This is a genomic window from Sphingopyxis sp. JAI128, assembly GCF_014207235.1.
GTDB lineage: Bacteria > Pseudomonadota > Alphaproteobacteria > Sphingomonadales > Sphingomonadaceae > Sphingopyxis.
The window spans coordinates 169,931-190,130 of record NZ_JACHDA010000002.1 but is presented as its reverse complement, the minus strand read 5'-3'; the positions used below and the strand labels follow the sequence as shown (position 1 = coordinate 190,130).

17 protein-coding genes and 1 riboswitch are annotated in these 20,200 nt (G+C 65.9%); of the genes, 6 read left to right on the top strand and 11 right to left on the bottom strand.

Annotated features, from left to right (window positions below):
• The first annotated feature begins 15 nt into the window (after positions 1-15).
• Positions 16-1,026, top strand: coding sequence for a cupin-like domain-containing protein (locus HDC35_RS04875; protein ID WP_311770713.1), 1,011 nt, complete (start codon positions 16-18; stop codon positions 1,024-1,026).
• On the opposite strand, the gene HDC35_RS04870 is transcribed toward HDC35_RS04875, so the two are convergent.
• From HDC35_RS04870 to HDC35_RS04820, 11 genes are all read right to left on the bottom strand, one after another.
• Entirely contained in the window at positions 1,023-1,745 is a 723-nt protein-coding gene (locus HDC35_RS04870) for a hypothetical protein (RefSeq protein ID WP_184644294.1), read from the bottom strand. The two genes, HDC35_RS04875 and HDC35_RS04870, sit on opposite strands and share 4 nt — an antisense overlap.
• Positions 1,709-2,482 carry an ABC transporter ATP-binding protein gene (locus HDC35_RS04865; RefSeq protein ID WP_184644292.1) on the bottom strand — a complete coding sequence of 258 codons (774 nt, stop codon included), beginning with the start codon at positions 2,480-2,482 and terminating at the stop codon, positions 1,709-1,711. Before HDC35_RS04865 ends, HDC35_RS04870 begins: the two co-directional genes overlap by 37 nt.
• Positions 2,476-3,477 (bottom strand): iron ABC transporter permease, encoded by a 1,002-nt coding sequence (locus HDC35_RS04860; RefSeq protein ID WP_184644290.1) that lies wholly within the window; start codon positions 3,475-3,477, stop codon positions 2,476-2,478. The genes HDC35_RS04865 and HDC35_RS04860 overlap by 7 nt, the downstream gene beginning before the upstream one ends.
• On the bottom strand, positions 3,474-4,325 hold the full coding sequence (locus tag HDC35_RS04855) for an ABC transporter substrate-binding protein (protein ID WP_184644288.1): 852 nt from the start codon (positions 4,323-4,325) through the stop codon (positions 3,474-3,476). Before HDC35_RS04855 ends, HDC35_RS04860 begins: the two co-directional genes overlap by 4 nt.
• Complete coding sequence (gene cobO, locus HDC35_RS04850) at positions 4,325-4,933, bottom strand: cob(I)yrinic acid a,c-diamide adenosyltransferase (protein ID WP_184644286.1); 609 nt, start codon at positions 4,931-4,933, stop codon at positions 4,325-4,327. The genes HDC35_RS04855 and cobO overlap by 1 nt, the downstream gene beginning before the upstream one ends.
• Entirely contained in the window at positions 4,933-6,792 is a 1,860-nt protein-coding gene (locus HDC35_RS04845; RefSeq protein WP_184644284.1) for a TonB-dependent siderophore receptor, read from the bottom strand. Before HDC35_RS04845 ends, cobO begins: the two co-directional genes overlap by 1 nt.
• A 177-nt stretch (positions 6,793-6,969) precedes the next feature.
• Positions 6,970-7,190: riboswitch (cobalamin riboswitch) on the bottom strand.
• A gap of 198 nt (positions 7,191-7,388) precedes the next feature.
• The gene (locus HDC35_RS04840) at positions 7,389-8,552 is read right to left on the bottom strand and encodes a beta-ketoacyl synthase N-terminal-like domain-containing protein (protein WP_260397530.1); all 1,164 of its coding nucleotides are present in this window, start codon (positions 8,550-8,552) and stop codon (positions 7,389-7,391) included.
• Between the two features lies 1 nt (position 8,553).
• Positions 8,554-9,783, bottom strand: coding sequence for an acetyl-CoA acetyltransferase (locus tag HDC35_RS04835; protein ID WP_184644279.1), 1,230 nt, complete (start codon positions 9,781-9,783; stop codon positions 8,554-8,556).
• Position 9,784: 1 nt separating this feature from the next.
• The gene (locus HDC35_RS04830; RefSeq protein WP_184644277.1) at positions 9,785-11,476 is read right to left on the bottom strand and encodes a class I adenylate-forming enzyme family protein; all 1,692 of its coding nucleotides are present in this window, start codon (positions 11,474-11,476) and stop codon (positions 9,785-9,787) included.
• 1 nt (position 11,477) lies between these two features.
• Positions 11,478-12,974 carry a carotenoid oxygenase family protein gene (locus HDC35_RS04825; RefSeq protein ID WP_184644276.1) on the bottom strand — a complete coding sequence of 499 codons (1,497 nt, stop codon included), beginning with the start codon at positions 12,972-12,974 and terminating at the stop codon, positions 11,478-11,480.
• Positions 12,971-13,939 (bottom strand): nitronate monooxygenase family protein, encoded by a 969-nt coding sequence (locus tag HDC35_RS04820; protein WP_184644274.1) that lies wholly within the window; start codon positions 13,937-13,939, stop codon positions 12,971-12,973. Before HDC35_RS04820 ends, HDC35_RS04825 begins: the two co-directional genes overlap by 4 nt.
• Positions 13,940-14,055: 116 nt before the next feature.
• Here HDC35_RS04820 and HDC35_RS04815 point away from each other — a divergent pair, with 116 nt between their 5' ends.
• The 5 genes from HDC35_RS04815 (at position 14,056) to HDC35_RS04795 (ending at position 20,200) form a co-directional block, all read left to right on the top strand.
• Positions 14,056-16,344, top strand: a complete 2,289-nt coding sequence (locus HDC35_RS04815; protein WP_260397529.1) for a TonB-dependent receptor — start codon at positions 14,056-14,058, stop codon at positions 16,342-16,344.
• 104 nt (positions 16,345-16,448) lie between these two features.
• Positions 16,449-17,393: a helix-turn-helix domain-containing protein gene (locus HDC35_RS04810; RefSeq protein WP_184644270.1), complete on the top strand. Its 945-nt coding sequence runs from the start codon at positions 16,449-16,451 to the stop codon at positions 17,391-17,393.
• A gap of 43 nt (positions 17,394-17,436) precedes the next feature.
• The gene (locus tag HDC35_RS04805; protein ID WP_184644268.1) at positions 17,437-17,751 is read left to right on the top strand and encodes a hypothetical protein; all 315 of its coding nucleotides are present in this window, start codon (positions 17,437-17,439) and stop codon (positions 17,749-17,751) included.
• 59 nt (positions 17,752-17,810) lie between these two features.
• On the top strand, positions 17,811-19,073 hold the full coding sequence (locus HDC35_RS04800; RefSeq protein WP_184644266.1) for a TolC family protein: 1,263 nt from the start codon (positions 17,811-17,813) through the stop codon (positions 19,071-19,073).
• Positions 19,070-20,200: an efflux RND transporter periplasmic adaptor subunit gene (locus tag HDC35_RS04795; RefSeq protein ID WP_184644264.1), complete on the top strand. Its 1,131-nt coding sequence runs from the start codon at positions 19,070-19,072 to the stop codon at positions 20,198-20,200. Before HDC35_RS04800 ends, HDC35_RS04795 begins: the two co-directional genes overlap by 4 nt.

The following is a 20,200-nucleotide window of genomic DNA, read 5'->3' as shown; positions in this document are numbered from 1 at the left end:
GGCAGGGAAGACGGAGTGAGCGGGACGTTGGAAGAAATTGCGGGCAGCGACCATGCTGCAATCGCGCAGGCGGTTGCAGCGGCCGACCGTCCCGCGATTATTCGCGGCATCGCGAACGACTGGCCTGCGGTCGCGGCAGCGGGTGAGGCCGACGAGGCAATTGCCGCCTATCTGGCCGAGCGCGATGGCGGAAAGCCGCTGACCGTACTCGTCGGTCCGCCTGAAACCGGTGGGCGCTATTTCTATTCCGACGATATGCGTGGTGTAAATTTCCGCAGCGAAAAAATGCCGATGAAGGCGCTGGTCGAGCGCCTCGTCGCGCTACGCGAAGAAGGCGATGCGCCGAGCCTCTATGCGGGATCGACCCCGACGCCCGAAAGCGTCGCAAGTTTCGCGGCAGAAAATCCGCTGCCCATCGATACCGGCGTCGATCCCCGCATCTGGGTCGGCAACGCCAGCCGCATCGCGCCGCACTACGATATGGCGGCGAATATCGCGGTCGTCGTCGCGGGCCGCCGCCGCTTCACGCTTTTTCCGCCCGAGCAGATTGCGAACCTCTACGTCGGCCCCGTCGAGCGCACGATTGCGGGTCAGCCGACGAGCATGGTTGATCCCGATCATCCCGACCATGCGCGCTACCCGCGATATGCCGAGGCCGAGCGGCACAAGCTGGTGGCCGACCTCACGCCGGGCGATGCGATCTACATGCCGCCGATGTGGTGGCACTCTGTGCGCAGCGAGGGCGCGCTCAATGTCCTCGTCAATTATTGGTTCGGCCAGCGGCAGGACCGCTTCCCTTTCGCCGCGCTGATGCTAGCGATGCACTCGATCCGCGAACTTCCGGGCGCCGAACGCGCCGCGTGGAAAAGCTGGTTCGAGCATTATGTCTTCGGCGAGGGGGCGATGCACGCGGTCGATCACCTGCCACCGCACGCGCAGGGCGTGCTCGGCCCCCCGTCGCCGCAGCGCGACCGCATGATCATCGCCTATGTCGTCGGCTTCTGCCGCAGCGGCGGGAGCGGCTAGGCCGCCTTCATCCACACGACGAGCGCGAAACGCGTCGCCTTTGTCGGCAGCGTGCGATGCGGCGTAAAGCGGTCGAGGAACAGCGCCGTCCCCGCCGGACACGCGGGCCGCACGCGCGGCAGGCTCGCGAGCCGCCATTCGGGAATCTCATACCCCTCGTCGCCTGCGCTCGCGAGCGGCGCCGGCTGGCGCCCGGCCGCGACCTCGAGCCCGCCGCTTGCCGGTCCCACGTCGCTCAGCGGGATCCACGCGGTCACGACGACTTTGCTGCACCCGGTCCCATCGTCGCGCGCGACGTCGCTGTGCCACGCGTGGCGATGTTCGGGAAAGCAGGCGATGTTCGCGCGCACGCGTATGATCCTGCCCGCCAGCGAGCGCGCGCTCAGATCTTCGGCCGTCGCAATCAGTCGCGAATCGTTCGCCAGCGCCTGCAATCGTTCGCCGCGATGCGCATCGGTGCAGACCGCAACGCGCAGCAGGTTAGCGACGCTGCGTTCCTTCGCATAGACTTGGTCGATCCGTTCGACCAGCGGTGCGTCGGGGCAACTCGCCTCGAACGGAAGGTAGAGCGCCCGCGCCACCCGGTCGATATGCTCGGCAATATCGCCCGCCGCCGCGCGGACTAGCGCGGGATCGAATATCGGCGCTGCTGCATAGCCTTCCTCGGCGAACCGCGCCGCGCTCATCGTGCGCGCCCGAAGGTCGTGATCGTCGGCCATTCGCCGCCGGTCTCGACGCGCGCATCGATGCCATAGACCGCGCGCAGCCGCTCGGCGGTCAGTACCTCGGCGGGGGTGCCGTCGGCGACGATCCGCCCGCCGTCGATCAGCAGCAGCCGGTCGCAATAGCGCGCCGCCATCGTGAGGTCGTGGAGCACCGCGATGACGAGCCCGCCCCCGTCCGCTTCGGCGCGCAACAGTTCCATTACGTCGATCTGGTGCCCCGGGTCGAGGCTCGCGAGCGGCTCGTCGGCGATCAGCGCGGGCGCCTGGACCGCGAGCGCGCGGGCGAACAGCACCCGCGCACGCTCGCCGCCCGACAACTCGGTCGCCATCCTGTCGCGCAGTTCCAGCACGTCTGCTCGCACCATCGCCCGCTCGATCGCCGCCGTATCGGCATCGGATATCCGCGACATCGGCGCAAGATGCGGCAGCCGTCCCAGGCCGACGAGCCGCTCGACGGTGAGCGGCCAGTGCAAGGTCTGTCCCTGCGGCACATAGGCGATCCGCCGCGCAAGCTCGCTGCGCGGCATTGCAGCCGCTCCGACCCCATCGACGTCGACCCTTCCGCTCGTCGGCACCAGCGCGAGCATCGCGCGCGCCAGCGTCGATTTGCCCGCGCCATTGGGCCCGACGATCCCGGTCAGCGTGCCCGCGCCGAAATCGGCGCTGACATCATGCACCACCGCACGGCGGCCGAGCGTGACGCCGACATGATCGAGGATCAGGCTCACCATAGCCGCCGCTCCCGCATCAGGTGGAGGAGGAAGACCGGCACCCCCAGAAAGGCCGTGACGACACCCAGCTTCAATTCGTTCGTCGTCGGGATGATCCGCACGCCCAAGTCGGCGAGCGTCAGCAGCGCCGCGCCGCCAATGGCCGAGGGCAGCAGGATCGCTGACGGGCTGCGGTCGGTGAGCGGGCGGATGAGGTGCGGAACGATCAGTCCGACAAAGCCGATCGACCCTGACACTGCGACCGCGCCGCCGACCCCGATCGCCGTACCGATCAACAGGCGGAGCCGCGTGCGCCGCAAATCGGTGCCGAGCGCCTGCGCCGCATCCTCGCCCAGCGTCAGCGCATCGAGCGCGCGCCCGTTCCACAGCAGCATCATGGCCCCGACCGCGATGCACGGCAACGCGATCCACACATGATCGAACGACCGGTTCTCGAGGCTGCCGAGCAGCCACGTCATGATCTCCATCGCCGCGAAGGGATTGGGCGACAGGTTGAGTGCGAGGCTGGTTCCCGCGACCGCGAGCGTTCCCACTGCGATCCCGGCGAGGATCAGCGTCAGCGGGCTTTCGGCGCGGCCCGCGAGGACGAAAAGCAGCGCGAGCGAAACGAGCGCGCCGCCGGTTGCGAGCAGTGGCAGCACGAGGGGATGGATCTCGGCGAGCCCGAAATAGATCGCCGCGACCCCGCCGAGCGCCGCGGCGTTTGACGTGCCGAGCACCGACGGCTCGGCAAGCGGATTGCGCAGATAGCCTTGCAAAGCCGCTCCCGCGAGTCCGAGCATCGCGCCCACGGCCAGCGCCAGCAGCGTGCGCGGCAGGCGGAGTTCGAAGAGGATGATCGACGCGACCCGGTCGCCGTCGCCGGTTGCGGCTGCAACCAGCCGCACGATCGACAGGTCGACCGCGCCGAACAGCAGCGATCCAATAGCGGCGGCGAGCGTCAATGCCGCGAGCGCGCCGATCAGCGACCAGCGGGGCAGGGCAAATCGGTTCATGAGCGGCCCCCGTCATGCCGCGCGATCTGCGCCGATATGCTGCGCGCCGCCTGTGTATAGGCGGGGCTGCCGCAGACCGTCCAAGCCTGCGGAATGCTGATGCGCCGAATATCCTTGATCGCGGGATGGTGCAGCATTTCGCTTCCCTGGTCGGTCACGACATCGGTCGCGCTCTCGACGATCAGGAAGTCGGGCTTCGCCGCGACCATTTCCTCGAGGCTCAATTGCGACAGCGGCGGCTTACCGAGCTGGCCCGCGAGATTGACCAGTCCAACCCGACCCATCAACTCGTCGATCAGCGTCCCCGTCCCCGTCATATAGCCGCGGCGTTGATAATAGGCGGTAACCCGGCCGCGTCCGGGTTTGGACAGCCCCGCCAGCTCTCCTTGCATGCGCGCGATCAGCGCGCCGCCGCGCTCGGGATGACCGACCGCAGTGGCGGTTTCGCGGATCGAGGCATAAATGTCCTCCAGCGTGTTTGCGGTCGCGAGGTCAAGCAGCGGATAATCCTGCTCCGGCAGCGCGCGGAGCGCCATGCTGCGGCTCGCGGGCATGCCGACGATCAAATCGGGCTCGATCGCCAATATCTGCTCCGCCGAATTGCTCAGCAGCGGGATGCCGTGCGCCTTTGCCGCCTCGCCCGACATTTCGGCGTCGGTGGCGTTCTTGGTCAGCCCGGCGATCTGTCCCCGGTCGGCGAGCGCGAGCACGAGTTGGTCGGCGCAGAGGTTGATCGACACGATGCGCTGCGGCACCGCCGGGGCCTCGGCGCGCGGGGCGGGGGAGGCCGCCCACAGCACGCCGCAGCCGCCAAGCAGCGCCGCCGCGGCAAGGCCCCGCGCGCGCATCAGAATTCGACCCCCTTTTGGGCCTTCACATTCTGCTCGCGGAAAGGATGTTTCACTTGCGCCATCTCGGTGACGAGGTCGGCGGCGTCGATCAGCGCCTGCGGCGCGTTGCGCCCGGTGATGATTACATGCGTCATATGCGGTTTCGCCGCCAGCGCCTCGAGCACCTCATCCACCGGCAGATAATCGTACCGCAGCACGATATTGAGTTCGTCGGCAACCACCATCGCATAGGAGGGATCGGCGATCATCCGTTTGACTTCCTCCCACGCTTCGCGCGCGACCGCGATATCGCGGCTGCGATCCTGCGTATCCCAGGTGAAGCCTTCGCCCATCGGCTTGAATTCGATGAGGTTGGGGAAACGATCGAACACGGCTTTCTCGCCGGTCGGCATCGCGCCCTTGACGAACTGGATCACGCCGACCTTCATCCCATGTCCGATTGCGCGCACCGCCATGCCGAGCGCGGCGGAGGTTTTGCCCTTGCCGGGACCGGTGTGGACGATGACCAGTCCCTTTTCGACAGTCTTCGCCGCGACCTTTTTATTCTGCGCCGCCTGGATCTTCTTCATCTTCGCCGTGTGCTCGACGTCGCTCCGCGGCTTCATCAGAAGCGAGCCCGCACGCCGCCATAGGCCGCGCGGCCATAGGTGCCGTAACCCGCGGACGTCGCATAATCGGCGTCGAGCAGATTATCGACGCGGCCGGTAATCTCGAAATGGTCGCCCACAGCGAAGGACGCCCGAATCCCTGCGAGTGCATAGCCGTCGAGCGGCACCGCGTTCGCCGCATCGTCGAAGCTGTCGCCGACCATCGTCAACGTCGCGCCGGTCGACAGGCCGAACGACCAGTCATAATCGGCCGACAGGCTGACCGCCTGTTCGGCGCGGCGGGGCAGGCGCTTGCCGTCGAACGCGGCGCGTCCCGACCGGTCGCGCGCGTCGATATAGCTGTACGACGCGGTGACGTTCAGCGCGTCGACCGGCTTCAGCGCTAGCGTCGCCTCGACCCCCTTGGCGCGCGTGCGATCGATATTGCCATATTTGAAGGTCGCATTGTCATAATTGATCTGTTCGGTGGTGTTGCGCAGGAATGCGGTCAGCGAAATCAGCGCGCGGCCGTCGGCAAGGCTCTGGTCGATGCCGATATCATGGCTTTTCGACCGTTCGGGGCGCAGCGCCGCATTGCCGCTGAACGCGTCGTAAAGCTGGTACAGCGATGGCGCCTTGAAGCCCTCGCCATAGCTCAGCCGGAAATTGGTCGCGCCCGCGTTTGGCGAATAATTGGCGTTGGCGCCGAACGTCGTTGCGCCGCCGAACTGGCTGTGGTCGTCGTGACGGACGCCGCCCGACAGCGACAGGCCGGCAAGCGGCTGGACGATCCCCAGCGCATAAACGCTATCGATATTGGCCTTCTGGCTGTCGGTCGATCCGAAACCGAAGAAATCATAATCGGGGCGTTCATGCTCGTAACCGAAGATCAGCTTGGCCTGCTGCGCCGGCGTCACGACGCCCTGATATTCGAACCGCAGATTGGTGCCCGAATAGCCGTAATCGGGCGCGGTACCGCGCACGAAATAATAATCGCGCTCGTTGCGCATCCACGTCACCGCCGCGCGGCTGGTGAAATTGCCGTCGAACAGGCCAAGGTTCAGCCCGGCATAACCGACATATTGGTCCAGATTGGCGACGTCGGCGCTGTCGGCTGGCGCGCCGAAGAAGCTGTCATAATCGAGGTCGGCGTTGATGTAATAGCCGCGCAGGTCGAGGCTCAGCGCATCGCTGAACGCAACTTTCAGCCGCGCGTTGCCGGCGAAATTCTTGTATCCGTCCTTCTCGGTGCCGACCGCCGCCGACGAAATGCCGTCGGTGCGGAAATAGGCGCCGCCGATCCCGCCCGAAATCGCCCCGGCGCTGCCCGACAGATCGGCCTTGGCGGAGAGCGTGTCGCTATAACCATATTCGCTGGAGGCATTGGCGGCAAAGCCGCCGGCCGGGGTCGCGGTCATCAGGCTGACCACCCCGCCGATCGCCTGGCTGCCGTGGACGACCGAATTCGACCCGCGCAGCACCTCGATCCGGTCGATATTGCCGGTGAGCAAATGACCGAAATCATATCCGTCGCCGATGCCGCTGGGGTCGTTGACCTTGACCCCATCGATCAGCACCAGGGTCTGCGTCGTCTCCGCACCGCGCAGCGAGATACCCGCGACCGAACCGGTGCTGCCCGTACGGTTGAAGCGCACGCCGGGTGTCGTCGCGAGCAGGTCGACGATATCGACCGTCTGGCGCTTCTCGATCGTATCGGCGTCGATGATCGTGATTGCCTGACCGACTTCGTCGCGCGGCTGCTCGATGCCCGACGCGGTAACGACGATATCGTCGCCGCCTTCGCTATCGGTGGTTTCGGCGAACGCTGGCGTCGCCGCAGCCAGTGCCAACAAGGAAATGCTTGCAAACTTCAACATGGGAAGGCCCCCGCACGCCGGCAACGAAGGCGGAGCCTGCCGATGCGCGGGCGCGACCGGCCGATGCCGGCGTCGCAAGTGGCGTCATGGCCTGCGACTTCGGCACCGAGGCGGCTCCAGCCGCCTGGTCGTCGCTCGACGGAAACCTCCGTGCCGCGGCCTTTCCCTGGGCCAAGGCATTGAGCGACCCACGCCGGCAGGTCTCCTGGCTCGCGGGTCAGGGCTCGATGCGCGCCTTCCCAGGTGATCCCAGTGGCTGGTCCGAAAGCCTCGAACCGGTGCATCTCGCTCGCCGCTTACAGTTGCAGGGACAGCCTCGGCTTTCGGGGTTCAGGACGAACCCCGTTACCGCGTTCCCATTTTAAGCCCTCTCGGGCACCGGCGCGATCATGTGCGGGGTAAGCCCCGCACGCGCCGCCCATAGCGGAATGACGCTTTTGCGCAATCGGCTTTTGCGACCGACAATCCTCCCTGCGGCGAAGTCGTGGGGATGGGGACCCTTCGCGAAGCAAATGGTGGAGGGGCGGCAACGGCCGCGCCAGCAGCCCCTCCGTCAGCCGTTCGGGCGGCAGGTCGCCATCGCTCCGCGAGGATTCTTACACCACACGCTCGACCACCGTCGCCGCGCCGACCCCCATCGCGCCCGTCAGCACGACAAGTCCGTAGCGGCCGTCGCACGCATCCAGCGCATCGAGCAGGGTCGAGGTCAGGATCGCTCCGCTCGCGCCCATCGGGTGGCCCTTGGCGAGATGCCCGCCCGACACATTGACCCGTGCCGGATCGGCATCGCGATCGCGCAGGAATTTGGCGATGGTGACCGCAAAGGCTTCCATGAACTCGATCCGGTCCATGTCGCCCAGCGTCAGCCGGGCGCGCGTCAGCACCTTGTCCATCGCCGCGAACCCCGCGGTCAGCGATGCCGCGGGATCGCCGCCGCTTTCGGCAAAGGCGACAACGCGCGCGCGCGGCGCGATGCCGAGCCCTTCGCCGCCGATGAGCGCCAGCCCGGCGCCGTCGCAGATCGGCGGGGCGTGTGCGATGCTGTGCAGCGGTTCGAAGCTCGCGCCCTCAAGCGCGCGGGCATATTGCGCCTGCAATTCGCCGAAGGCGGCGGGCGCGGCTGCGAGCGATTCGGTGCTCGTTTGCGGCCGGATACATTCTTCGCCCGTCAGCGCGCCGGTCGCGATGCGCGAGGCTTGGAGGGTGTCGTCATTCTCCGTTGCCGCGGCCTTGACCTGTGACGCGAGCGCGACCGTGTCGAGTTCGGCGCGTGCGATGCCTTCGCTGTTCGCCAGCCGGTCCGCCGCCAGCACGGGCGGAACGAAGCGCGCGTGCGGCGGCAGCTCGTCGTTGGTATAGAAGCCCGCGCCATCGCTCAAAAACCGGCTGGCGCTCATCGATTCGACGCCGCCTGCCAGGATGTGCGTGGCCTCGCCGCTTGCGACTTTCGCCACCGCCTGACCAATCGCCGACAGTCCCGAAGCGCAGTAATTATTGACGCTGTGCGCGGCAGTTCGGCCGGGCAGGCCGGCGTGCAGCTTCGACACCAGCGCGATGTGCCCGCCCTGCGCGCCGACCTGCGTGACGCATCCCAGGATCAGCGCCTCGGGCGTCGCCGCGATATCGCCGCACCGCGCCGCAAGCGCTGCCGCCTGCTGACGCACCAGTTCCTGCGGGGCGAGGTTCGCGAGTCCGCCGTCGGGCCGCGCCTTGCCGCGCGGGGTGCGTACGGCGTCATAAAGATAGACGGGATAGGGCAAATCAGGTGCCGACCACAAAACTGACCGCCGTCGTCGCGCTGCCGCCGACGTTGAACGTCGCGAAGTTGCGCGCGCCCTCGACCTGATAGTCGCCCGCATTGCCCGTGACTTGGCGCCAGCCGTCGAGCAACATCCGCACCCCGGTGGCACCGACCGGATGTCCCAGCCCGATCAGTCCGCCCGACGGATTGACCGGCAACTTCCCGCCGAGCGCGATCGTCCCATCCTCGACCGCACGCCAGCTTTCGCCCGGTTTCGTGATACCGAAATGATCGATCGCCATATATTCGGTGATCGAGAAGCAATCATGCACCTCGACCCCGTCGCACCCATAGATGTCGGGCATCTCCGCCCGCCGCAGCGCATCCATCATCGCCTTGCGAACGCTAGGAAAAACAAAGTCTTGGCCGCGGCTGTCCGCGACCTTGGTCGAATATAGGAGGGGTGCGGTGGCATGGCCCCACCCCTTGATGCGGGGGATGCTGTCGAGCGGGATGCCGCGACGCTGGGCGTAAACTTCGGCAACGTCCGCCGAAGCCAGAAAAACCGCGGCGGCGCCGTCGGTGACCTGTCCGCAATCGGACTTGCGCAGGCTGCCCTCGATCAGTGGATTGACCTCGTCATTCTCGCCCAGATGGTCGTCGGTCACCGCCCAGCCGCGCGTCTGCGAATAGGGGTTCTTCTTGGCATTGGCGAAATTATTGGCTGAAATTCCGCGCAGATGCGCGCGGTCGAGCCCGAAGCGCTCTTCATATTCCTCGGCAACGCGCGCGAACATATACGGCCACAGGTAACGCGCCTCCTGCGCCTCGCGCCCTGCCCAAGCCGCGGCGCCGAGATATTCGGCAGCGCGCTGGCCGGGGACGTTGCGCATCAACTCGACACCGAGCACGAGCGCGAGGCCGTAGCGCTCGGCCTCGATCTCGGCGGCGGCGGCGAGGATCGCGATGCTGCCCGAGGCGCAGGCAGCTTCGTGACGCGAGGCGGGGATGCCCGCGAGGTCGGGGTGGACATGGCCGAAGAACCCGCCGAGCTGGCCCTGTCCCGCGAAGAGCTCGCCGACAAAATTGCCGACGTGGGCGGTTTCGACTTCTTTCGGCTCGATGCCTGTCGCCGCAAAGGCGGCTTCGGCGACGTCGCGGAACAGCTCGAACAACCCGCCGCCCTCGCGTTCGAGATTGCGCGCAAAGTCGGTTTGCGCGCCGCCGAGGATGAAGACGTCTTTCGCCATGTCAGGCTTCCTTTTCGAGGGTTGCGAGCGCCATGTCGCGCACGTCGCTGCGCATTACCTTGCCCGTGACGTTGCGCGGAAAGGTGTCGAAGCGGAACAGGCGCTCGGGCAGTTTGAATATCGCGAGGTCGTGGCTGCGCAGATAGTCGGCGATCTCGTCGATCCCGACATCGCCGGCTCCGCGCGGAACATAGGCGAGACCGATGCGCTCGCCCATCGTCGGGTCGGGGAGCGAAAAGACGCACGCTTCCGCCAGCAAAGGGTGACCGCCGAGCAACTGGTCGATTTCCTCGGGGGAGATGTTGACCCCGCCGCGAATGATCAAATCCTTGCAGCGCCCGACGAAGCGATAAAAGTCGCCGCCCTCGGCGATTTCGAACAGGTCGCCAGTGCGGAACCAGCCGTCGTCGGTAAAGGCCTCGGCGGTGCGATCGGGGGCGTTATGATAGCCCTCGAACAAGGTCGGCCCGCGGATCTGGAGTTCGCCCGATACGCCGTCGGTCTCGATCGGATCGCCGCCGCCGGGCGGGACGAGGCGGCTTTCGATATTGGGCGCGCGGCCCTCGCCATAGGGGCGCTGATAGGTGCCGCGTCGTGGGAACAGGCTCGCTCGCTTGTCGGGGTCAGGCATGTCGCCCTCGCCGGTGATGAAACTCATCCCCTCGTTCGACCCGAAGACATTGACGATGATGATGCCGAGCTTTTCCTGGAATCCGCGCACCATCGCGGGCGCGAGCGGCGCCGAGCCCGAGGCGATGACGCGCAGGCTGGAAAGGTCGACCGACGCGAGCAGCGCCTCATTCTGGAGCAGCATGTTGAGCACCGCGGGCGGGGCGATCGTCAGGCTCGGCCGCTCGGTCGCAATCTGTTTCAGATAGACGCCGGGGTCGAAAGGGTGGTGCAGCACCATCGTCCCCGCGCTGGTCAGCCAGCACATGGTGATGCCGCCGATGCTCGCCATGTTGATCAGCGGAAAGGGGTTGAGCAGGACGTCGCCCGGTCCGACCTTCATCGCCTCATAACCGGCAGCGGCGACCGCTATCCAGTGGTTGTGGCTGCGCGGCACGCCTTTCGGGACGCCCGTGGTGCCCGAGGTCCAGCAGATGGTGAAGATGTCGTCGGCATCGACCGGGTTCGATGCGACATGCGCGGCGAGGGCTCTGGCGTCGCCGCCGGCGGTCGAGAGGTCGAGCGCTCCTACGGGCGCATCGGGGCCGAAGGTCATCAGGGCGACGCCTTCCAACAGTGGCGTTGCAACGCCGACGTGATCGCAGCCCTTGACCGTTGTCGCGCAGACAAAGGCCTTGGGCGCAACGACGCCGATCATGCCCTTCAGCTCATGGCTGCGATATTGCACCGCTGCCGGGCTGACGATCGCGCCAATCTTTGCCGCGGCGAAATAGACCGCGACGAATTCGCTGATGTTCGGCAGCTGGACCAGCAACGCATCGTCCTTGCCGATCCCCGCCTTGACGAGTGCGCCCGCGAGCCGGTCGATTTCAGCCACCAGCTCGGCATAGCTCAACCGCTGCGGTTCGCCGAAGGCGAAGTCGCCGCGGTTGGGCGCATCGACCAGCGCGAGCCGCTCGGGATGCGCCGCCGCATTCGCCGCGAACAGGCTGGCAAAGGTCTGGTCACCCCACCAGCCGCTTTCGCGATATTGTCGCCGCTTTTCCTCTCCCGCGACGATCATCTCAGGCGGCCAGCACGTTGTTCGGACCCATGCCGATGTCGTCGCCGCTCGCCCATACGCTGTGGGTTCCCGAGCAGATGCGCTCGGGCAGGATGATCCGGCATACCGGCCCCGCCGCGATGTTCTTGGCGTCGATCAGCACGCATTCGGACGTGTCGGTTTCGAGGTCGGCGATGAACGAGACGAGATAGCCGTCGTCCTCATCCTTCGCGTTGATCCGCGGCGCAAACGGTGCCTCGCTGCCGAAGCGGCCGGGGCCGAATTCATAGTCCTCGCTCGTTCCTGCGTTCAGGTCGTGCTTGACGAGGCCGCGGAACAGGAACCAGCCGGGTTCGGGGATCGCGCTGTAAGCGTAGCGGTACGGTTTGCCCGCGTAGCGGTGGTTGAACATCCCGAACTCGAGGTCGCGCTCGTCGAGCCGTTCTTCCTTGGTCTCACCGGTCTTGAGGTTGAAGCGCCAACGGTGAAGGCGGGGTTTGAGAAGCCCTTGGTCGAGATAGGCCATCATCCGCTCGAGCCCGTCGGGCGCGTTTGGATAGGATTTCGGCATCGGCTCTTCCTGATAATAGCCGTCGAGGATGATCTCGTCGCCTTCCTCCCACGCGTTGAGCCAGTGGAGCGTGTAGGTTGGCTCGGCCTCGAACCAGCGGATGTCTTCGGGCTGACCGTGCCGCGGGATGATCGCAAAGCGCGTCTTCTGGTCGGGATGAAATTGCACGACATGCAGTCGCTTTTCGAGCAGTTCCTCGTTCCAATAAAGCGGCATGTCGTTGAGGATCGTGTAGTTTTCGGTGAACGCCATATCGTGCGGCAGCCGCGGTCCGGGCAGCGGCACCGGGATATAATGCTTGAGCCTGTTATCGGCCCCGACGACGCCATAATGCATGAATGGCGCGTGCTTCGAGTAGTTGAAAAACATCAGCTCGCCGGTCGCGAGATCGACCTTGCAATGCGCCGAAATGCCGTCGAGCGGCACCCAGCTTTCGGTGCCGAACTGTTCGAGTGTGAAGGGATCGAGCCGATAAGCCTCGCCACATTGATAAAAGGTCGAGATGATCTTGCCCGCATGGATCGCGACGTCGGTCGAGCTTGAATCCTTCAGCCATTCCTGCGCCCCCCAGCCGTGGCGGGTCGACTTGTGCGGCGGCTCCATCAGCCCCGCCCACAGCGAGCGGCCGGCTTCCTTCTCGGCCTCGAACCCCTTGGTGCGCACGAAACGGCTGCGATAGCTTGCACGGCCGCCTTTGAGCGAAATCGAATGAATGAAGCCGTCTCCGTCGAAAGGGTGGTAACGCCCGATCGGTTCGTGGATCTGGTTCTCGCCCGTGCGCACATAAACGCCGTCGATGTCGGTCGGGATATTGCCGATCACCTCGGCATCGCCATTCGCAAAGACCGCGTTCCATTCGTTATAGGTCGGGCGCCACGCGCCCTTCATATAGGGGTGGTCGTTTGGCTGGATCGTGGTGGTGATCGTATCGACGAGCTGGGCGGTCATGCGAGGGCTCCTTCGGCAGCTGCAAAGCGCGGCCTTGCGGCGGCCGCATCATATTCTTTCACGAGGCGATCGACGATGGTCGCGACAGGTTCGACCGCGCGCACCGCGCCGACGCCCTGTCCGGCGGACCAGACATTTTTCCACGCCTTGGCATCGTCCTGCGCATCCGAGAAATTCGGGCGCTTGTCCTCGGGCATGTTCGCGGGGTCATAGCCTGCGGCAATCAGGCTCGATTTCAGCCAGTTGGCGGTCACGCCGGTGATGCCTTTTGAAGGCACGATATCCTCGGCGCCAGCCGCGACGACCATGTCCTTATAGGGCTCTACCGCCATGCTTTCAGCGCAGGCGATCAGCGACGTGCCGAGATAGGCTAAATCGGCGCCCAATATCTCCGCAGCGCGCACCGCATGACCCGTCGAGATCGCCCCACCGAGGACGAGCGGCCCGTCCCAGAACTGGCGAACCTCCTCGACAAAGGCGAAACCCGCGGTCGCGCCGGTATGCCCGCCCGCCCCCGCCGCGACGAGCACCAGCCCGTCGACCCCGGCCGCCGCTGCCTTGCGCGCGAAACCGACCGAATTGACGTCGGCAAAGACGAGCCCTCCGTACGAGTGGATTTCCTCGACCACCCGCGCCGGGCTGCCGAGCGCGGTGATCACCAACGGTACCTTGTGGCGCACAACGCAGGCGAGGTCTTCGGGCAAACGGCTGTTCGACGGATGAACGACCAGGTTGACCGCCCAAGCCGCCGCCTCGGGATCGTTCGACAGCTCGGCGTCGATCCGGCCGACCCAATCTTCGAGGTCCGCCGAAGTTCGCGCATTGGGGGCCGGAAAGCTCCCGACTACGCCTGCGCGCGACGCCGCGATCACCATATCGGGGCCCGAGACGAGGAACATCGGTGCGGCGATCGCCGGCAGGCGCAAACCCCGCGTCAGCGTTGGTGGAAGGCCGTGTTTCGGCACTCTTCATCCTCTCTCAAATTATCTGACTTGCATAACGATACTTAAAGACGATAAGAGTCGCAAGGCCAGAAAAACATCGCGGGGCAAACCCGACGATGGTGGGAGGGAGAGAGATTATGAAGACCAGCTTTGCGGTGCTGTTCGCTGCGACCGCGCTTGCAACCCCCGGAATCGCCCTTGCGCAGGACACGGTACCCGGGGGCGATCAGGGCGGGCTTGAGGAAATCATCGTCACCGCGCAAAAGCGCGCCGAAGGCCTGTCGGACGTGCCGATCTCCATCTCGGCGGTCAGCGGGAAGCAGGTCGAAAATTACGGCCAGACCAACCTCGAACAAATTTCCTCGTCGGTCCCCAACCTCAAGATCACCCAGACGGCGATCGCCAACCGCATCGCGATCCGCGGCATCGCCTCGGGCGACAACAAGGGGTTCGAGCAGTCGGTCGCGATGTTCGTCGACGGCGTCTATTACGGTCGCGACCAGCTTTCGCGCTTGCCGCTCGTCGACATGGAGCGTGTCGAGGTGCTGCGCGGGCCGCAGCCGACTTTGTTCGGCAAAAATGCGATCGCGGGTGCGGTCAATATCACGACGCGCAGCCCGACCGACGAATTCGAGGGTTCGGTCAGCGGCCTTTACGAGTTCAACCACAAGGAGCTTCAGCTCACCGGCGTCCTTTCGGGCCCCTTGAGCGACGGGATCGAGGCGCGCGTCGTCGGCTATCACCGCTCGATGGACGGCTATTTCTATAACCAGAAGCTCGACCGCGACGAACCGAACGTCGACGAATATTATGTCCGCGGCAAGCTGGAGTTCGACAAGGGCGGACCTTTCGCCGCCGAACTCAAGCTCGAATATGCCGATTTCGAGATGAAGGGCCAGCCACGCGACGTCTTCGGCGCGGTGGGCATTTACAACATGGTGTTCCAAGGACCGTTCTTTGTCAGCACCGACCCCGATTATGTCCGCGAGGACAACGGGTATGAGAGTAAAAACAAGGTGTTCGGCGCGACCCTTAACGCCGATCTCGAACTCGGCGACCACACGCTGACTTCGGTCTCGTCGCTGCTCGACTACAAGACCCGCGAGATCGTCGATGTCGATTTTTCGGGCATCAGCTTTCTCGACGGCACCAACCTGCGCGAGGATTATCGCCAGTTCAGCCAGGAACTGCGCCTGACCTCGCCCGGCGGCGAGGCGTTCGACTATATCGCGGGTGTCTATTACCAGCATGCCAAGCTCGACGTGCAGGACTTCACCCTGTTCAACCCGACCTTCCTCGCCCTTGGCGCGCCGTTCAACGCGCTGGGCGACACGAGCAACGACCGCGTCTACACGCAGAAATCGGATCTGATATCGGCCTTTGCGCAGGGCGAATTGTCGGTGACCGACCAGCTGCGCATCACTGCCGGCGCGCGCTTCAATCACGAGAAAAAAAGTGGCAGCCGTAGCCTCGCCATCGTGCAGGGACCGCTCAGCACCGCGCCGGCGCCCGTCGTCGCGGCGGTGTTCCGCGCGCTCAATATCGAAGCGCATAGCGTGTCGGGCAAGCTCAGCGAAGACAGCTTCAACCCGATGGTGAACGTCCAGTATGACGCCACCGATGATCTGATGCTCTACGCCTCCTATGCCAAGGGTACAAAGGCAGGCGGTTTCGATATCCGGTCCAACTCGCTGCCGGGTTCGACCACCGTGGCCAAGCCCGGCGCGTTCGAGTTCGAGGACGAAAGTGCCGACAATTTCGAGGCGGGCCTGAAATACAAGGGGCGCAACGTCGCCTTCAATCTCTCGGTCTATCGCACCGACTACAAGGATCTTCAGGTCAATATCTTCGATGGCACGCTGAACTTCAACGTGCGCAATGCGGCCGAAGCGCGGACGCAGGGGGTCGAGGCGGACTTCCGCGCGGCTGTGGCACCGGGGCTGACGATCAGCGGCGCGGTCGCCTATCTCGACTTCAAATTCTCGAACTTCACCGATGGGCAATGCTATTATCTGCAGACGCCGGGCCCGAACGGTTTCTGCGACTATTCGGGCAAGCGCAACGCCTTGAGCCCGAAATGGTCGGGGAATTTGAACCTCGATTACACGACTCCGGTGACGAGCGACATGAAGGTGGCGTTCAACGTCAATGCCGATTTCTCCTCCTCCTATATCGCCGCCGCGAACCTCGATCCGCGCACGCATCAGGACGGTTATGTGAAGCTGGGTGCACGGCTTGCGCTCGCCCAGATCGAAGACCGCTGGGAAGTCGCGCTGATCGGCCGCAACCTCACCAACCAGCGCATCCTGCAGACCGCAAGCTCGATGCCGCTGGCGACCACGATCACGCAGGGTGCGGGCAATGCTTATAACGGCATCGTCGACCGGCCGCGGACGATCGCGGTGCAATTGACGGGGCGTTTCTGATCCAATGGTGAGGGCGGTTCGGCGCCGCTCTTTCCGTCGCAGGTGCCAGCCTTGTCGATCCAACCGCCGTGGTTTAGGGCCGGGAAAGGGTAAGGACGGCTTATTTGAAACACGACCGCACGATCAGGGCCTGTTCGATCTGGCGCGCGCTCGATGTCGTCGGCGACGTCCCCGTGTTGCTGTTGATGGAACAGGCCTTCCTTGGCACCCACAGTTTCGACGAATTTGTCGCGCGCACCGGTCTTGCGCGTTCGGTCGTCAACGGTCGCCTCAAGAAGCTGGTCGAAGAGGATTGCCTCGCCAAAATCCCGAAGAAGGGCGGGCGCGGTTTTCATTATGTCCTGACGCAAAAGGGGCGGGACCAATTCCCCAACGCGTTGATGATGCTGCGCTGGCAGCATCGCTGGGAGGCCGACGGCCGCGATTTTCAGGTTCGCCTGCACCATAAGAGTTGCGGCCATGCGACCGAGCCCGTTCCGGTGTGCGCGCACTGCCGGGCCGAAATCGACCCGCGCGACGTTGACTGGCGCGAGGGACCGGGGCTTGCGCAGGTTGTCCCGCATTACGAGCGCCGCCGCTTCAACGGCGAGGTCGGCGCGCGGCGCCCCGGCGGCCGCCCGCTGGTCGACACGATGATCGAATTGTTCGGTGACCGCTGGGCGACGCTCGTCGTCCGCGCGATGTTCACGCACATCAACCGCTTCGACGATATCCAGCGCGACACGCTGATGGCGACGAATATATTGACCGGCCGGCTCGAACGGCTGGTGAGGCAGGGTATTTTGAAAACCGTACCCTATTCGAGCCACGCCGACCGCGTCGAATATCGACTGACTGCCAAGGGCCGCGACCTCTATCCGGTGCTGCTCGCGCTGCTCCAGTGGGGCGATCGCTGGTTCGCCGACGAGCGCGGGCCGCCGCTGCTGCTCACGCACCGCCCTTGCGACCATGACCTGCGCATGATCGCGGCGTGCAGCCATTGCGGCGACGAACTGCAATTGGCGAACAGCCGCTTCACGATCAAAACGGCCGAGGATGGCGCAGCGTGACATTGCGTCCTTCAAGCCGTATAGACGCGGCATGCAGTCGCTGATGCGCCTCCTGACCGGTTTGCTGATGATCCTGTCTATCGGACTGGGGAGCGTCGCGCATGCCGCCGAGGCGCCGGTGCCGGTCGCGGTCGAGGCCTGCGCCGAAGACGCCGGGCATAGCGAGGGCGAGCCCGCGAACGATTCCGACAAGATGGGGCTACACAGTCACGGCTGCCATGGCCATCATCAGGTCGGCAGTCCGGTGGACGGCGGCGGCGTCGCGCACCTGCCGCTTCATCGTATCAATTATGCCGCCGGCCATGATTTCGTGCCGCAACTGATCCCCGGCGCCAACCTGCGGCCGCCGATCGCCTGAACCTGCCCGCGCTGCCGGATATCCGGCGGCTGATTTTGGCTTGTTCAGGATAAATCACGATGAAATCATTATGGGCGGCCATGCTGGCCGCGCCGCTCTGTGCCTTGTCGGCGCAGGCGCAAGTCGCGCCCCCGTCCGCGGGCGGCGACATACTCACCCTTGACGAAGCGCTGGCCGACGCCGGCGTGACCACCCCGCTGACACAGGCGGCCGAAGTCGGCGTCTGGGCCGCGCAGGCCGCGCGCGGCGTCGCGCGGCTCCGTCCCAATCCGTCGGTCAGTGTCGACACCGAAAACGCGCTCGGAACCGGGCCCTACCGCGGGTTCGACGAGTCGGATACGACCGTGACGTTCGCGATGCCGATCGAGCTCGGCGGGAAACGATCGGCGCGCGTCGCGGTCGCCGACGCTCGGATCCGGCGCGCCTATATCGACCTTGCGGTCGCCGAAGCCGACCGGCGCCTCGCGGTCACCGAGGCTTATATCGCCGCCATCGCGTCGGAAAGAAATGCTGCCGTTGCCGAAGCGCAGGTTGCGGTCACAACCGAAAATCTGCGCTTCGCCCGCGACCGGGTGATGGTCGGCGCCAATTCGCCGATCGACGAACAGCGCGCCGCGTTGGAGCAGGTGCGCGCGACCGCCGATGCCGAAAGTGCACGGCTGACTGCGGCGGAAGCCCGCGCGACGCTGGTCCGATATGTCGGCGACGGCGCCCGCGCGGCGCTCGACCAGCGCTGGTTCGACATGGCCGCGGCGACGGGGCAAGGCCCTGCCACGCCCGTCGATGCCCGCGGGACGCTGGCGCTGGCCGCCGCGTCCGCCGATGTCGCCACGGCCGAAGCCGAGTTGCGGCTCGCGCGCGGCCAGCGCGCGCCCGACCTGACCTTGATCGCCGGGACGCGCCGGCTCGCGAGCAATGATCAGGCGATGGTGTTCGGCGTGTCGGTGCCGCTGCCACTGTTCAACGGTGGCAGGGCGGTCGTGACACAGGCCGCGCGCGAGCGCGACCGCGCCGACGCGCAAGGCCGGATCGCACTGTTCGACGCCGAACGCGCGATCACGGCGGCCGAGGCGGAGCGCGATCGTGCGGCCACGGCGGTACGGGCGTCCGAACCGGCGCTGGCCGCCGCGACCGAAGCCGCACGGATCGCGCGGCTCGGCTATGCCGAAGGCAAGTTCGACCAGATCATCCTGCTCGACGCCGAACGAACGCTGATAGAAACACGCCGCGCCGGCATCGACGCGCGCGCCGCTTATCATAATGCCGTCGCGCGCCTTGCGCGGCTGACGGCCCGGCTGCCTGCCGAGGGAGACAATCAATGACCATCCTGTTCCGATATCGGGCGGCGCTGCCGCTCGCGCTGACGCTCATCCTGGCCGGTTGCGGCCAGCAGACGGCGGCGCCCACCGCAAAGGCCGAAGCGAAAGAGATCGAGGCCGAGGGAGTTGTCCTTCTGACTGCCGAACAGATCGATGCGGCGGGGATCGCCCTCGTAAGCCCGACTGCCGGCGCGGGGGTGCTCAGCCTGCCCGCGACGATCGAAAGCGACCCGCAGGCGACGCAGGTCGTTTCGGCGGCGATCGGCGGCCGCGTCGTCGCGCTCAACCGCAATCTCGGCGAAGGCGTCCGGCGGGGCGAAGTCGTGGCGGTGATCGAAAGCCGCGACGCCGCCGGATTGCGCGCCGAGGTCGAGGCGGCGCAGGCGCGCGCCAATCTGGCTCGCTCGAACCTCGCGCGCGAGGAGCGGCTGTTCGCGCTCAAGGTCTCGCCCGAACGCGACCTGATCGCGGCACGCACCGCGATGACCGAGGCGAATATCGCGCTGCGCCTCGCCGGACAGCAGCTTTCGGCGGCGGGCGTCGGCGGCGGGGCACTCAACCGCATCGGCGTCGTCGCGCCGATCGGCGGGCAGGTGACCGAGCGCAGCGTCATACTCGGGCAGACCGTCGCGCCCGATGCCGAATTGTTCCGCGTCGCCAATCTCGGGCGCGTCGCGATCAATCTGTCGCTGACCCCGGCTGACGCCGGACGCATCCGCGTGGGCACGCCCGTCGAGGTCCGGTCGGGTGCGCGCACGGCCGCCGCGCGCGTCCATTTCGTGTCGCCCGTGCTCGACAGCGCGACACGGCTCGTCCCCGCAGTAGCGTTGCTCGAAAATGCGGACGGCACCTGGCGCCCCGGCGAACCGGTCACCGCGAACTTGCGGATCGGTGCTGCGGGTGACGCCGTGAGCGTGCCCGACAGCGCAATCCAGACGGTCGAGGGCCGCACGAGCGTCTTCGTCCGCACGAAGGAAGGATTCCGCGCCGTTCCCGTGACCGTCATCTCGCGGGTCGGCGGCATGGCCACGGTCACCGGCCTCTCGGGCCGCGAGAGCATCGCGGGCGAGGGCAGTTTCACCCTGAAGGCGGAACTCGCCAAGGGCGAAGCCGAACATGGGGGGCACTGA

Excerpts from the sequence above, each read along its gene's own strand:
- HDC35_RS04870 (WP_184644294.1), bottom strand. The coding sequence starts at position 1,745 with ATGGCCGACGATCACGACCTTCGGGCGCGCACGATGAGCGCGGCGCGG.
- HDC35_RS04865 (WP_184644292.1), bottom strand. The coding sequence starts at position 2,482 with ATGGTGAGCCTGATCCTCGATCATGTCGGCGTCACGCTCGGCCGCCGT.
- HDC35_RS04860 (WP_184644290.1), bottom strand. The coding sequence starts at position 3,477 with ATGAACCGATTTGCCCTGCCCCGCTGGTCGCTGATCGGCGCGCTCGCG.
- HDC35_RS04855 (WP_184644288.1), bottom strand. The coding sequence starts at position 4,325 with ATGCGCGCGCGGGGCCTTGCCGCGGCGGCGCTGCTTGGCGGCTGCGGC.
- cobO (WP_184644286.1), bottom strand. The coding sequence starts at position 4,933 with ATGAAGCCGCGGAGCGACGTCGAGCACACGGCGAAGATGAAGAAGATC.
- HDC35_RS04845 (WP_184644284.1), bottom strand. The coding sequence starts at position 6,792 with ATGTTGAAGTTTGCAAGCATTTCCTTGTTGGCACTGGCTGCGGCGACG.
- HDC35_RS04835 (WP_184644279.1), bottom strand. The coding sequence starts at position 9,783 with ATGGCGAAAGACGTCTTCATCCTCGGCGGCGCGCAAACCGACTTTGCG.
- HDC35_RS04830 (WP_184644277.1), bottom strand. The coding sequence starts at position 11,476 with ATGATCGTCGCGGGAGAGGAAAAGCGGCGACAATATCGCGAAAGCGGC.
- HDC35_RS04825 (WP_184644276.1), bottom strand. The coding sequence starts at position 12,974 with ATGACCGCCCAGCTCGTCGATACGATCACCACCACGATCCAGCCAAAC.
- HDC35_RS04815 (WP_260397529.1), top strand. The coding sequence starts at position 14,056 with ATGAAGACCAGCTTTGCGGTGCTGTTCGCTGCGACCGCGCTTGCAACC.
- HDC35_RS04805 (WP_184644268.1), top strand. The coding sequence starts at position 17,437 with ATGCGCCTCCTGACCGGTTTGCTGATGATCCTGTCTATCGGACTGGGG.
- HDC35_RS04800 (WP_184644266.1), top strand. The coding sequence starts at position 17,811 with ATGAAATCATTATGGGCGGCCATGCTGGCCGCGCCGCTCTGTGCCTTG.
- HDC35_RS04795 (WP_184644264.1), top strand. The coding sequence starts at position 19,070 with ATGACCATCCTGTTCCGATATCGGGCGGCGCTGCCGCTCGCGCTGACG.